General features: G+C 73.0%; 11 protein-coding genes. 8 read left to right on the forward strand and 3 right to left on the reverse strand.

Annotated features, from left to right (window positions below; genetic code table 11):
- Positions 1-6 precede the first annotated feature (6 nt).
- The 5 genes from gatB (at position 7) to ACZ499_RS17620 (ending at position 5,871) form a co-directional block, all read left to right on the forward strand.
- Complete coding sequence (gatB, locus tag ACZ499_RS17600; RefSeq protein ID WP_468675935.1) at positions 7-1,515, forward strand: Asp-tRNA(Asn)/Glu-tRNA(Gln) amidotransferase subunit GatB; 1,509 nt, start codon at positions 7-9, stop codon at positions 1,513-1,515.
- 159 nt (positions 1,516-1,674) lie between these two features.
- Positions 1,675-2,187 carry a hypothetical protein gene (locus ACZ499_RS17605; protein ID WP_468675937.1) on the forward strand — a complete coding sequence of 171 codons (513 nt, stop codon included), beginning with the start codon at positions 1,675-1,677 and terminating at the stop codon, positions 2,185-2,187.
- Positions 2,188-2,391: 204 nt separating this feature from the next.
- Positions 2,392-4,599, forward strand: a complete 2,208-nt coding sequence (locus tag ACZ499_RS17610; RefSeq protein WP_468675938.1) for an MMPL family transporter — start codon at positions 2,392-2,394, stop codon at positions 4,597-4,599.
- Between the two features lie 40 nt (positions 4,600-4,639).
- Positions 4,640-5,209 (forward strand): GNAT family N-acetyltransferase, encoded by a 570-nt coding sequence (locus ACZ499_RS17615; RefSeq protein ID WP_468675940.1) that lies wholly within the window; start codon positions 4,640-4,642, stop codon positions 5,207-5,209.
- Between the two features lie 35 nt (positions 5,210-5,244).
- Positions 5,245-5,871 carry a hypothetical protein gene (locus ACZ499_RS17620; RefSeq protein WP_468675942.1) on the forward strand — a complete coding sequence of 209 codons (627 nt, stop codon included), beginning with the start codon at positions 5,245-5,247 and terminating at the stop codon, positions 5,869-5,871.
- 4 nt (positions 5,872-5,875) lie between these two features.
- Here the strand turns inward: ACZ499_RS17620 and ACZ499_RS17625 are convergent, their stop codons facing one another.
- Positions 5,876-6,577 (reverse strand): SIMPL domain-containing protein, encoded by a 702-nt coding sequence (locus tag ACZ499_RS17625; RefSeq protein WP_468675943.1) that lies wholly within the window; start codon positions 6,575-6,577, stop codon positions 5,876-5,878.
- Between the two features lie 232 nt (positions 6,578-6,809).
- On the opposite strand from ACZ499_RS17625, the gene ACZ499_RS17630 reads away from it, so the two are divergent.
- Together ACZ499_RS17630 and ACZ499_RS17635 are read left to right on the forward strand one after the other, a co-directional pair.
- The gene (locus ACZ499_RS17630) at positions 6,810-7,037 is read left to right on the forward strand and encodes a hypothetical protein (protein ID WP_468405992.1); all 228 of its coding nucleotides are present in this window, start codon (positions 6,810-6,812) and stop codon (positions 7,035-7,037) included.
- 66 nt (positions 7,038-7,103) lie between these two features.
- Positions 7,104-10,163 carry a helix-turn-helix transcriptional regulator gene (locus ACZ499_RS17635; protein WP_468676127.1) on the forward strand — a complete coding sequence of 1,020 codons (3,060 nt, stop codon included), beginning with the start codon at positions 7,104-7,106 and terminating at the stop codon, positions 10,161-10,163.
- A 36-nt stretch (positions 10,164-10,199) separates the two neighbouring features.
- On the opposite strand, the gene ACZ499_RS17640 is transcribed toward ACZ499_RS17635, so the two are convergent.
- Together ACZ499_RS17640 and ACZ499_RS17645 are read right to left on the reverse strand one after the other, a co-directional pair.
- Positions 10,200-11,357, reverse strand: coding sequence for a PQQ-dependent sugar dehydrogenase (locus tag ACZ499_RS17640; RefSeq protein WP_468675946.1), 1,158 nt, complete (start codon positions 11,355-11,357; stop codon positions 10,200-10,202).
- 173 nt (positions 11,358-11,530) lie between these two features.
- On the reverse strand, positions 11,531-12,532 hold the full coding sequence (locus ACZ499_RS17645) for an aldo/keto reductase (RefSeq protein WP_468675948.1): 1,002 nt from the start codon (positions 12,530-12,532) through the stop codon (positions 11,531-11,533).
- Positions 12,533-12,615: 83 nt separating this feature from the next.
- On the opposite strand from ACZ499_RS17645, the gene ACZ499_RS17650 reads away from it, so the two are divergent.
- The gene (locus tag ACZ499_RS17650) at positions 12,616-13,554 is read left to right on the forward strand and encodes a 2-hydroxyacid dehydrogenase (RefSeq protein WP_468675950.1); all 939 of its coding nucleotides are present in this window, start codon (positions 12,616-12,618) and stop codon (positions 13,552-13,554) included.
- The last annotated feature ends 361 nt before the right edge of the window (positions 13,555-13,915 follow it).

A 13,915-nucleotide genomic window follows, 5' to 3' on the forward strand; every position in this document is an offset into this window, starting at 1 on the left:
TTCACCGTGACCGTCATTGACCTGGTCTCGTACGAGGACGCCCTCGCGTCGTACGACCCCGTCATGGGCCTTGAGGTCCATGTCGAACTCGGCACCAAGACCAAGATGTTCTGCGGCTGTTCTACCGAGCTGGGCGCCGAGCCCAACTCGCAGACCTGCCCCACCTGCCTCGGCCTGCCCGGCTCGCTCCCGGTCGTCAACGCGATCGGCGTCGAGTCGGCCGTCAAGATCGGCCTCGCGCTCAACTGCGAGATCGCCGAGTGGTGCCGCTTCGCCCGGAAGAACTACTTCTATCCGGACATGCCGAAGAACTTCCAGACCTCCCAGTACGACGAGCCGATCGCCTTCAACGGCTATCTGGACGTCCAGCTGGAGGACGGCGAGATCTTCCGCGTGGAGATCGAGCGCGCCCACATGGAGGAGGACACCGGCAAGTCGACGCACGTCGGCGGCGCCACCGGCCGCATCCACGGCGCCTCGCACTCGCTGCTCGACTACAACCGGGCCGGCATCCCGCTCATCGAGATCGTCACCAAGCCGATCGAGGGCGCGGGCGAGCGGGCCCCCGAGGTCGCCAAGGCGTACGTCGCCGAGCTGCGCGAGCTCATCAAGGCGCTCGACGTCTCCGAGGCCCGGATGGACAAGGGCCAGATGCGCTGCGACGTGAACCTGTCGCTGCGCCCCAACGGGACCGAGAAGTTCGGCACCCGCAGCGAGACGAAGAACGTCAACTCGCTGCGGTCGGTCGAGCGCGCGGCCCGCTTCGAGATCCAGCGCCACGCGGCGGTCCTCTCGTCCGGCGGCACGATCGTGCAGGAGACCCGTCACTTCCACGAGGAGGACGGCTCCACCACCTCCGGCCGCATCAAGGACAACGCCGAGGACTACCGGTACTTCCCGGAGCCCGACCTCGTCCCGGTCGCCCCGGCCCGCGAGTGGGTCGAGGAGCTCCGCAAGGGGCTGCCCGAGCTGCCCCGGGTGCGCCGCAACCGGCTCCGCGAGGAGTGGGGCGTCTCCGAGCACGACATGCAGTCGATTCTGAACGCGGGCGCGGTCGACCCGATCGTCGCCACCATCGAGGCGGGCGCGGACGCCGCGGCCGCCCGCAAGTGGTGGATGGGCGAGCTGGCGCGCAACGCCAACGAGCAGGGCAAGGCCCTGGACGAGCTGTCCATCACCCCGGCCCAGGTGGCCCGCCTGGCGGCCCTCGTGGCCTCCGGCGACCTCAACGACAAGCTGGCACGCCAGGTCATCGAGGGTGTCCTCGCGGGCGAGGGCGACCCGGACGCGGTCGTCGAGAAGCGCGGCCTCAAGGTCGTCTCGGACGAGGGCGCGCTCGGCGCGGCCGTGGACGAGGCCATCGCGGGCAACGCGGCGATCGCGGACAAGATCCGCGGCGGCAAGGTGCAGGCCGTCGGCGCGCTGGTCGGCGCGGTCATGAAGACCACTCGCGGCCAGGCGGACGCGGCCCGCGTCAAGGAGCTCATCCTGGAGAAGCTGGGCGTCGAGGGCTGAGCCCCTGATCCCGGAGCACGTTCTCCCGCGTACGCAGTACGTGTACGAGCCGGCCCCCGCATCCATGGGATGCGGGGGCCGGGTCTTATGACACGGCTGGGCGGAATCAAACCCTCCTGTCGGGTGACCTCGTTACAGAACGTCTATAGGGTTCCGAGCGTGGACGGGCGAGAAGCGGTGAGAGTGCTCGGGCGGCGTACGGCGCTGCGGTATCTGGCGCTGGGGACGGCGGCCAGTGCCGTGTCGGCCTGCACCGGCGCGGGGGCGGCGGAGGGGCCCCGCATGCAGGCGCTGAAGGCGTTCGTGAAGGGCGAGTGGGCCTACCGCTCGAACCAGAACCATCAGGGCGTTCTGAAGGTCAATGCCGACGGACACTGGTCTGTCACTCAATGGGGTGGAATGTCCGGTCAGTGGATGCTCGACGGCGCCGTCCTCTCGGTGAGCACCGACGCCCCCGCCGGTGACGCGGAGTCCGAGGAGCAGGAAGCCTTCACGTTGACGAGCATGCCCGAGAAGGTCACCCGGTCGTTCTCCGAGCTCTTCATGCTCTCCGGCGGCTGGTCGAGCATCGGCACCGCCGTCGAGGCCCGCTACAGCAAGGGCGTCCTCGCACTCGCCTTCCGGGGCGACGGCGCCGAGGACCTGCTCGTCACCTGCACCCGCCGCAAGTGACGCAGGGGCCGCTGGGGCCCCTGTCCGCAGTGTCCGGTGAGTAATCCCGCACTGCCCTGTGAGTAAACCCACAAAACGGGCAAACGATCACTATTCGCTGTCAGAGTTGCAGCGCGTAGAGGTCATGCGTTCTTTGCGGGCTGTTCAAGTCGTACCGGCTGTTCCCGGGCAAAGATCCACGAACCATCCCAGGGAGCACATTCGTTGGCAGCCATCGCACGGTGGTGCATCAGGCACCGCCTCGTCGCCGTCCTGCTCTGGCTCCTCGCGTTCGGCGGCGCCACGGCCGCCACCGCCGTCGCAGGCTCCGCGTACTCCAACGACTACGAAGTCCCGGGCACCGAGTCCGGCCGCACCACCGCCCTGCTCGACGCCGGATTCCACGGCGGCCTCGGCGGCGACACCGACACGGTCGTCTGGCGCACCGACACCGGATCCGTACGCGCCCCCGACGTACAGCAGCGCATGTCCAAGGCCCTCGGCGCGGTCGCGAAACTCCCCGGCGTCGCCTCCGTGACCGGCCCGTACGTCCGCGACGGCGGCGCGCAGATCAGCGCCGACGGGCGCACCGCCTACGCCTCCGTCACCTTCGACCATGCCGCCGACGAGATACCCGAGGCCCAGGCGCGGGCCGTCGTCGACACCGCGAAGGCCGCCTCCGCCGACGGCCTCCACGTCGCGGTCGGCGGCAGCGCCGCCGCGCTCACCGAGACCAGCTCCGCGCACCTCAGCGAGATCGTCGGCGTGGTCGTCGCGGCCGTCGTCCTCTTCCTCGCCTTCGGTTCGCTCGCCGCCAGCATCCTGCCGATCGTCACCGCGGTGATCTCCGTCGGCACCGCGTACGCGGGCATCGGGCTGCTCGGCCACGCCATGACCGTCGCGGACTTCGCGCCCATGCTCGGCCTGCTCATCGGGCTCGGCGTCGGCATCGACTACGCCCTGTTCATCGTCACCCGGCACCGCCGGGGCCTGCGCCAGGGGCTCTCCGTCGACGAGGCGGCGACCCGGGCCGTGGCGACCACCGGGCGGGCCGTGGTCTTCGCGGGTGCGACCGTCTGCATCGCGCTGCTCGGCATGTTCATCCTGCGGCTCGGCTTCCTCAACGGGGTCGCCGTCGCGGCGTCGCTGACCGTCGTGCTCACCGTCGCCGCGTCCGTGACGCTGCTGCCCGCGCTGCTCTCCCTCATCGGGACGCGGGCGCTCAGCCGCCGCGAGCGGCGCCGGCTCGCCGAGCGCGGGCCGCAGCCGGAGCTGCCCACCGGCTTCGCGGCCCGCTGGTCCGCCTTCGTCGAGCGCCGCCCCAAGCTGCTCGGCGCGGTCGCCGCCGTGGTGATGCTGGTGCTCGCCCTGCCCACGCTCTCGCTCCGTCTGGGCACCTCCGACCAGGGCAACAACCCGGCGAAGTCGACCACCCGGACCGCCTACGACCTGCTCGCCGACGGGTTCGGGCCCGGCGTCAACGGGCCGCTCACCCTCGCCGGCAAGCTCGACGGCGCCGACGACCGGCTCGCCATGGAGCGGCTGCCCGGGCTGCTGCGGTCCAGCGAGGGCGTCGCCTCGGTGAGTCCGGTGACGTACAACGCCAGCGGCGACACGGCCGTCCTCACCGTGGTGCCGGACTCGGCGCCGCAGTCCCAGGACACCAGCGCCCTCGTCGACCGGCTGCGCCACGAGGTGCTGCCGGGCGCCGAGAAGGGCACCTCGCTCGACGTCCACGTGGGCGGCGTGACCGCGAGCTACGACGACTTCGCGGGCGTGATCATCGGGAAGCTGCCGCTCTTCGTCGGCGTGGTGATCACCCTCGGCTGCGTCCTGCTGCTCCTCGCCTTCCGCTCGCTCGGCATCCCGCTCAAGGCCGCCGCGATGAACGTGGCGGCGGTGGCCTCCGCTTTCGGCATCGTCGTCGCCGTCTTCCAGTGGGGGTGGGGGAGCGAGCTGCTGGGCCTGGGCCGGTCCGGCCCGATCGAGCCGTTCCTTCCTGTGATCATGGTCTCGGTGCTCTTCGGGCTCTCCATGGACTACCAGGTGTTCCTGGTCAGCCGGATGTACGAGGAGTGGCTGGAGACCGGCGACAACCGGCGCGCGGTCCGGGTCGGCCTCGCCGAGACAAGCCGGGTGATCAACTCGGCCGCCGTGATCATGATTTCGGTCTTCCTGGCGTTCGTGCTCAGCGGCGAGCGGGTGATCGCGATGTTCGGCATCGCCCTCGCGGCGGCCGTCGCCCTCGACGCGTTCGTGCTGCGCACCCTGCTCGTACCGGCCCTGATGCACCTGCTCGGCGGCGCCAACTGGTGGCTGCCCGGCTGGCTGGACCGGCGGCTCCCCAGGATCAGCATCGAACCGCCCGAGTGCCGCCGTGCGACGATTCCGGTGCAGCGCGCGAGCGAGCCGGTGGACGAGCTCGTGGGCTAGCAGTACGGGAACGACGCACGACATGTGAGGGAGCAGCGGGATGTTCGCGATATCGCTGGGGGACGACGGCGCCGAGCTGCGGCCGCTGGAGCCGCACCACGCCGAGGAGTACCTCGCGCACATCGACCGGGGGCGTGACTTCATCGGGCAGTTCATCCTGCTCGCCGAGGTGAGCCGGGACCTCGAATCGTCGCGGGCGTTCCTCCAGGGGTACGCGGACAAGGCGGCCGCCGACACCGGGCGCCTCTACGGCATCTGGTCCGACGGCACGCTCGTCGGCGGTGTCCTCTTCCGTACGTTCGACGCCCGGCTCGGCACCGCCGAGGCCGGCTGCTGGCTGGAGGAGTCGGCGGTCGGGCGCGGGCTCGTCACGCGCGCGGTGCGGGTGCTGATCGACTGGGCCGTCGAGGAGCGCGGAATCCACCGCGTGGAGTGGCTCGCCGCCTCCGGCAACACCGCCAGCATCAACGTCGCCAAGCGTCTCGGGATGTCGCGGGACGGGGTGCTGCGGGAGAACTACCCGTACCGGGGCGTACGCCAGGACACCGAGGTGTGGGCGGTGCTGGCCCCGGAGTGGCGGGCGGCCCGGGAGGCACAGCCCGTCCGTTAAGGCGCCTCTCAGAAAGGCCGCCTACCGTCCCCGGCATGACTGCCACCCCCGCCACCACCAAGACCGACAACGAAGCCGACGCCGAGGCGACGGCTGCCGAGGAGTCCGGGGCCACCGCCGGTGACACCGCCGCGCAGGCCCCGGACGGCTCGAAGGACCACGCCGAGAAGGCGCCGCTTTCGAAGGAACCGCTCACCGACGAGGCCGAGGACGGCGACGGCGACGAGCTCGATGACGACGTTCCGCCCGTCGCGCCCGTCCGCACCGGGATCGGCGCCGGCGCCGCCGCCGTCGTCTCCGGGGCGCTCGGCCTCGCCTCGCTCACCGGCACCTGGACGGGCAAGGTCCTCTCCGAGCGCGAGACCCTGCTCGGCCAGATCAAGACCGCCCAGGGCGGCTCGGCCTCCGCGCAGATCCACGAGATCTACGGCGACTCCTGGCACACCACCGCCGCCGTGAACGGCGGCTTCGCGCTGCTCGCCCTGCTCGTCGGCGCGTTCGTCCTGGCCCGCCCGGCGTTCGGCGCCCCCGACGCCCCGCCGCAGCCCGTCTGGGTGCGGGCGGTCGCGCTCGGTGGCCTCGTCCTCGGCGCGATCGGCCTGCTGCTCTCCGTCGGGATGTACTTCGACCTGTTCGCGACCCTGCCCTCGACCGGCTCCTGACGCCTCAGAGCGCCGGGGGCGCCATCGTGAAGCGGGCCAGGACGGCGGCGCGCACGGTCTGGCGCTGAGGCTCCAGATCGAGCTCCGGGACGGCTTCCGGCGCGCCGCCGCCGTATCCCGCCGCCCGCATCGTCCCGGGCGCCGCCACCGGATACGGCCGCGCGTCCTCGGCGCCCTCGTCGGCCAGTTCGAGCAGCGCCACCAGCTCGCTGCCGAGCGCCGTCGCGTACTCGCGGGCGCGCTCCACCGCCTGCTCGACGGCCCGGCGGCGGGCCTTCCCGTACGCGGGCGAGGCCGGGCGCAGGCCCCACCAGGGGCCGTCCACCCGGGTCAGTTCGAGGGAGGCCAGGCGCGAGACGAGTTCGCCGAGCGCCGTGAAGTCGCCGAGCTCCACCGTCACCCGCACCTGCCCGTGGTACGCGCGCACCCGCTCGCCCCGGCCGTGCCTGCCCAGTTCGGGGCTGACCGAGAACGAGCCCGTCTCCAGCTGCTCCACCGACTCCCCGTACGACTTGGCGAGGTCGAGGACGGCCGCGTTGCGGCGGGTGAGGTCCTCCAGCGCGGTACGGCGGTCGGTGCCGCGCGCGGTGACCGTCACACCGAGCCGGGCGATCTCCGGGTCGACGTCGAGCACGGCCTCGCCCCGGACCGCGATCCGGGGGGCGTCGGGGGTGCCGTACGGCAGGTGCGGGGACGGCTGGGTCATCTCGGCTCCCTGGGGTGGCTGGGTGCGGCCCACTCTTCCACCGGCCCTGCCCCCAAGGCATCCACCGGACGTCTGAGTCCCCCTGCCCGACGTCTAAGTCGCTCGCCGGGCGCCTAAGCCCCCAGCCCGGCCGCCCGCCGCGCGTCTAAGGCCCCGCCGCCGTGCGGATGCGGCACTCTCCCGATGTGCCAGGACCCCCTGGGAGACGAGAGTTGAGGCATCGCAGGAAGCGATGAACCACCCACTCAAGCCCCTCACCCGGGGCACCAGGGAGCCGAAGATGTTCGCGTACGAGATGCACAAGGTGAACCAGGCCGAGCTGCTCCGCGAGGCCGCCGCCCAGCGGCTGCTCCACCAGGCCCGCGCGGCCCGCCGGGCCCGCCGGAACGCCGATCACGAAGCCGAAGGGCGGGTGAGCCACCTCCGGGACCTGCGCGACCGTTTCGCGCACGCCGCCTGAGCGCCCGCGAGAACCGCGATGACCTTGATCGTCACAACGGGTGCCGCAGGACCGGACGGCTGTGCGATGCTCGGCGACGTGGAGACCAGGTCTTTCAGCCCCGTGTTCGTCGGCCGCGCCGGTGAACTGACCGCCTTGAACGAAGCGCTCGCCCGCGCCACCGCGGGCGAGCCGCAGGCGTTGCTGGTGGGCGGTGAGGCCGGAGTGGGCAAGACCCGGCTCATCGAGGAGTTCACCAACGCCGCCTGCGACGCGGGAGCCGTGGTCGCGGTCGGCGGCTGCGTCGAAATCGGCGCCGACGGCCTGCCGTTCGCCCCGTTCTCCACCGCCCTGCGCACCCTGCGCCGCCGGCTGCCCGACGAGCTCGCCGCGGCCGCCGAAGGCCAGGAGGAGGAGCTGGCCCGGCTGCTGCCGGAGCTCGGCGAGGCCAGCCGGGAGAGCGGCGAGGACGGCACCGCCCGCCTCTTCGAACTCACCGTACGGCTCCTGGAGCGGACCGCCGCCGACCGCACGGTCGTCCTGGTGCTCGAAGACCTGCACTGGGCGGACGCCTCCACCCGCCATCTGCTCGCCTATCTGCTGCGCACCCTGCGGCGCGGCCGGCTCGTCGTCGTCGCCACCTATCGCGCCGACGACATCCACCGCCGCCACCCGCTGCGCCCCCTGCTCGCCGAACTCGACCGGCTGCGCACGGTCCGGCGCATCGAGCTGTCCCGCTTCAACCGGGGCGAGGTCCACCACCAGCTCACCGGGATCCTTGCCGCCGAGCCCGAACAGGCGCTGGTGGACGAGATCTTCGCGCGCTCCGACGGCAACGCCTTCTTCGTGGAGGAGCTGAGCGTGTGCCACGAGTCGGGGTGCGTCCCCGGCGGCGGCCTCAGCGAGACCCTGCGCGACCTGCTGCTCGTACGGGTCGAGACGCTGTCCGAGGACGCCCAGGTCGTCGTGCGCATCCTCGCCGAAGGCGGCTCCACCGTGGAGCACCCGCTGCTCGCCGCGGTGTGCCGGCTCGCCGAGGACGACCTCAACGCGGCGCTGCGGGCGGCCGTCGGCGCCAACATCCTGCTGCCGACGGAGGACGGCGACGGCTACCGGTTCCGGCACTCGCTGGTCCGCGAGGCCGTCAGCGACGACCTGCTGCCGGGCGAGCGCTCCCGCCTCAACCGCCGTTACGCCCAGGCCCTGGAGGCCGAGCCCTCGCTGGTCCGCGCCGACGAGCGCGCCACCCGCCTGGCCAGCTACTGGTACTCCGCGCACGACGCCGCCAAGGCGCTGCCCGTGGTGCTGCGCGCCGCCGTCGAGGCCCGCAAGCGGCACGCCTACTCCGAGCAGCTGCGCCTGCTCGAACGCGGCATGGAGCTGTGGGACTCGGTGCCCGCCGAAGTCCGCGCCGACCTGCGCCCGCTGGACTACGCGGGCGCCTACCCCTCGTGCGGCGGCTGCGACCCCGCCACCACCCCGCTCGGCTATCTCGACCTGCTCGCCGAGGCGGCCGTCGCGGCCCGCTTCTGCGGTGAGCGCGAGCGCGCCGTGAAGATAGCCAAGCGCGCGCTGCGGCTCATCGAGGCCGATGAGGCGGACGCCCCGCCCGGCACCCCCCACGGCGACCCGCTGCGGGCCGCCTGGTTCTGGACCGAGCTCTCCAAGCTGGTGCAGAACCTCGGGCGCGGTGACGGCTGGGACGAGATCGCCACCGCCCAGGAGCTGGTGCGCGGACTGCCGCCGTCCGCCGTGCACGCGGCGGTCCTGGCCACCGCCGCGGGCTGGGGCATGCTGCACCGCCCCGGGCCCGAGTCGCTCGCCGCCGCCGAACGGGCCGTGGAGTACGCCAAGCTGGTCGACGCCGAGGAGACCGAGCTCAACGCCCGGCTCACCCTCGGCGGCCTGATGGTCGACGCGGGCGACATCGAGGGCGGTCTCGCCATGATGCGCGGGGTCGTCGATCGCTCGCTGGAGCTCGGTCTCGTCGGTGAGGCGGGCCGCGGCCATGTGAACCTCTCCTCCAGTCTCGAATCGGTCGGCCGCTCCCAGGAGGCCGCGCGGACCGCGGCCCAGGGCGTACGGGTGTCGCGCAAGTACGGCCTCCTCGACAACGAGGCCTGGGCCGCGACCAACGAGTCCGACGCCCTGCTCAGCCTCGGCCGCTGGGACGAGGCCACCGAGCGCGTCGAGTGGGTCCAGCGCTCCGGGGTGAGCGGCAAACCCAGGGGCTACGCCGCACTCCGCCTCGCCCAACTGTCCTTGGTGCGCGGCGATTTGGAGCTCGCCGCCGCCCGTCTCGCCGACGCCGTCGGCTACTTCGGCGCCCGCGACCCGCTCCCGCAGAACGCGTTGCAGGTGGCCAGGGCCGAACTGGCCGTCGCGGCCGGGCAGGGCCGGTTCGCCGACGCGCGCGCCGGGCTCGCCCGTGCGGTCGAGGCCGGCTTCCCGCCCGGCACCCAGCGGTACGGCTGGCCGCTGCTGATCGACGCCGCCGCCGTGGAGGCCGATCTGCGCGGGCTCCCCGCCGCCGGGCCCGGCCGGACGGAGGCCCTCGTCCTGATCCGCTCGGCGGCCCGGACGATGCCCACCCCCAGCCCGCTCGCCAAGGCGTACGCCCAGTGCGTCGAGGCGGAACTGGCCCGCGCCGAGGGCCGGGACGACGCCGCCCGCTGGGAGGCGGCCGCCGCCGCGCTCCAGCCGCTTGAGCGCCCGTACGAACTCGCCCGGGTCTGCCATCGGTGGGCCGCCGCGCTGCTCGCCGAGGGCAACCAGCGCGACACCGTCGGCACGCTGCTGCGGCAGTCGTACTCCGCCGCCGTACGCCTCGGGGCCCGGCCGCTCGTGGAGGAGCTGGAGCTGCTGGCCCGCCGGGCCCGGCTGCCGCTCACCGCGCCGGAGCCCGCCGTCCCGGACGAGGCCGCCGACCCGGCCGGGGCGCTCGGGCTGACCAGCCGCGAGCAGGACGTACTGCGTCTGGTCGCCGTGGGGCACAGCAACCGCCAGATCGCCGAGGAGCTGTACATCTCCCCGAAGACGGCCAGCGTGCACGTCTCCAACATCCTGGCCAAGCTGGGCGTCTCGGGCCGGGGCGAGGCCGCCGCGCTGGCCCACCGGCTCAACCTCTTCACGGAGCGGGCGGCCTGAGCGGGGGCGCGGTTCGGCGCGCCCCGTCCCGTACGCCTACGTCACCTCCAGTTCGAGGATCTTGTCGTCGCCCGGCTTGGGGGTGCCCCGGCCGTCGGTCGCGCTGGTGACCAGGAGCAGGGTGTGCGGCCCCGTCGCTGTCACCGTGCGCAGCCGTCCGTACGTGGACGTCAGGAACGCCTCGGGCCGCGCGAGCGGCTTGGTGCCGTCGAGCGGGACGCGCCACAGCCGCTCGCCGCGCAGGGACGCCATCCAGATGCTGCCCGCCGCGTACGCGATACCGCTCGGTGAGGCGTCCGCGGTCTTCCACTGCTCCACCGGGTCCACGAACCCCGGCTTGCTCCCCTTGCCCTCGACCACCGGCCAGCCGTCGTTCTCACCCGGCCCGATCACGTTCAGCTCGTCCCAGGTGTCCTGGCCGAACTCCGAGGCCCACAGCCGGTTCGCGCCGTCCCAGGCGAGGCCCTGCACATTGCGGTGGCCGTACGAGTACACCACCGAGTCCGCGTCCGGGTTGCCGTGCACCGGCTGCCCGTCCGGCGTCATCCGCAGGATCTTGCCGCCCAGCGACTTCTTGTCCTGCGCCAGACCCCGGTCGCCCGTCTCGCCCGTGCCCGCGTACAGCATCTTGTCCGGGCCGAAGGCGATCCGGCCGCCGTTGTGGATGGTGCCCTTGGGGATGCCCCGCAGAATGGTGTCGGGTGCGCCCAGCTGCTCGCCCGCCGGGCGCTTCTCGTCGTAGATCATGCGGGCGATGCGGTTGTCGGACTCGGTGGTGAAGTACGCGTACACCTGGTGGTCCGAGGCGTACGCGGGGGAGAGCGCGAGGCCGAGGAGGCCGCCCTCGCCGCCCGGCTCGACCCCCGGCACGCTGCCGATCACGGTCTGTTTGCCGGCCGGGTCGATCCGGCTGACCGTGCCCTCGTCGCGCGAGGCGACCAGCAGGCCGCCGTCGGGCAGCGGGGCCACGCCCCAGGGCGACTTCAGGCCCTGGGCCACGATTCTGGTGACCTTGACCGAGCCCTTCGGCGGTGGGAGGTCGGCGGCGGGCGTGGAGGCCGAGGCCGCAGGGGAGCTGGGCGGGGGCGTCGAGCGGGCGCCGCCGTCGGGCCGCGGGGCGGTCCCGGACGAGCACCCGGCCGCGAGCACCAGCACGGCAGCGGCCAACAGGGCCGTCACAGCAGGACGTTGCACGGTTCGCTTCCTTTCGAGCGGCTGCGGTCTCTACCGTACTTACACCGCCCGAGCCGCTCAGGTTCCCGATCGCGTTTCCGGCGCTCCGGGAGATCGCTGGCTTCCGTGGAAATCCGGCCGCCGCCCGGCCGCGCCCCGGCCGCACCCGGGTCACCTCCAGCCCCACCCGCCCCTCAGTCCCAGGACCCCCGCGGACCCGGCAGCCGTTCGATCTCCGCCTCGTCCCGGGCCGTCAGCGCGAGCCCGGCCGCCGCGGCGTTCTCGCGGGCCCACTCCTCGCGCTTGGTGCCCGGGACCGGGACCACGTGCGGGCCCCGGCCGAGCAGCCAGGCCAGGGCGACCTGGGCCGGGGTCACCTCGTCCCCGTGGCGTGCCGCGACCCGGCGCAGCCCCACCACCACGGGCTGGTTGGCCGCCATCATCTCGGCGGTGAAGCGGGGGTGCCGGGCCCGTACGTCGTCCGGCTCGAAGCCCTGGCCCGGGGTGAGCGTGCCGGTGAGGAAGCCGTTGCCGAGCGGCATCGCGGCCAGGAAGCCCACGCCCCGCGCCGCACACCACGGCAGCAGCGCGTCCAGCGCCTCGCGCGACCACACCGACAGCTCCGCCTGGACGGCGCTGACCGGGAAGACCTGCTGTACGCGCTCCAGTTGACGAATCGTCACTTCATAAGGGGCGCCGGACCGGCGGGCCCTCGGCGCGCCGCCCGTCGCGCACACCCCGAGCGCCCGCACCTTGCCCGCCTTCACCAGCTCCGCCATCGCGCCCCAGGTCTCCTCGACCGGCACCTCGGGGTCCGCCCGGTGCAGCTGGTAGAGGTCGATCACATCCGTCTGGAGCCGCCGCAGCGAGGCGTCGCAGGCGCGCTTCACATAGCCGGGCCGCCCATTGGCCACGACGTGCGCATCGCCGCCAACGAGCAGCCCGCACTTGGTGGCGACGAAAGCCTCGGCCCGCCGCTCCTTCAGGGCCCGGCCCACCAGCAGCTCATTCTTGAACGGGCCGTACATGTCCGCCGTGTCGAGCAGGGTGGACCCGGCGTCGAGCGCGGCGTGCACGGCGCGCAGCGAGCGGTCCCCGCGCTGCTGCGACGTGGTGTACCCCCAGCTCATCGGCATACAGCCGAGGCCGATCGCGCCCACCTCCAGGGCCGCCGCACCGATAGTCCTGCGCTCCAACTCCCCGTACCCCTCCGTACCGCCCTGGGTGTGCCCCCCAAACTAACCTCTGGCCGCCACCGGTCCTGACATAGCCTCCCGGCATGACTGCAGACGTATGGCTCCCCCTCCCGGCCGACGAGATCCCGGGCCTCCCCGACGGCTTCTCCTACCGCTTCTGGGACGGCGGTCCGGACTACCCCGCCGATCCCGCCGCCTGTGCCTTCTACGTGGTCCCGTACATGAAGGGCACCGCCACCGCGGTGCGGCCGCTCGCCGCGATGACCGGTGTACGGGTCGTGCAGACCCTGTCGGCGGGCATCGACCACGTACAGCCGGGCCTGGGCGCGCTGCCGGCGGGCGTACGGCTCTGCAACGCGCGCGGTGTGCACGAGGCGTCCACCGCCGAGCTCACCCTCGCGCTGATCCTCGCCTCGCTGCGGGGCATTCCCTCGTTCGTCGCGGGGCAGGAGAAGGAGGAGTGGCGGTCCGGGTTCTATCCGGCCCTCGCCGACAAGTCGGTGCTGATCGTCGGGTACGGATCGATCGGCGCGGCCATCGAGGACCGGCTCGCGCCATTTGAATGCGCCCGGGTGGCGCGCGTGGCGCGCTCCTGGCGCACGACTGCGCGCGGCCCAGTGCATCCCCTCACCGAATTGCCCGCACTCCTCCCGGAAGCCGACGTGGTGGTCCTCTCCACGCCGCTCACCGAGCAGACGAAAGGCCTGGCGGGCGCAGAGTTCCTGGGCCGCATGAAGGACGGGGCGCTCCTGGTGAACGTGGCCCGGGGCCCGGTGGTGGACACCAAGGCGCTCCTCGCCGAGCTGGAGAGCGGCCGCATCCGCGCCGCCCTCGACGTCACCGACCCCGAGCCGCTGCCCGCCGGACACCCGCTGTGGCATGCGCCGAACGTTCTGATCAGCCCTCATGTCGGTGGCTCCACTTCGGCGTTCCTGCCGCGCGCGAAGGCGTTGATCACCCGTCAGCTGACCAAGTACGCGGCCGGGCGGCCGCTGGACAACATCGTCCTGACCACCGAGTAGGGCCCCGCCGCCTTCGATTGGAAACCCTGCGCACCGGCCTGAATGCGATCCGTGTCCACAACTCCCTTGGCCGTCACGGAGCGTAGAGGAACTATGTCCCTGAGTGACGAGACTGGTGTATCGTCCCGACCGGGGGGTGCGCCGCGTGTCTGGCGGCGCGGGGGAGCGGAAGTCACAGCGAGGGGGGCGACGGGCGATGCACTGCCAATGGACCAGCGATCCGACGCGGCGGAGCCGTCGACGGCTACCCCGAGGTGCACGGGCGGGGCTCCCGAGGGGTCGCAGCCGGCCCAGGATCCGCAGCCGGGCCCGCACCCGGATGCCGGCCCGGACCCGGCCGCCGGCCCGGGCGGCCCGTCCG

It is taken from the genome of Streptomyces sp. NPDC031265 (assembly GCF_055570295.1).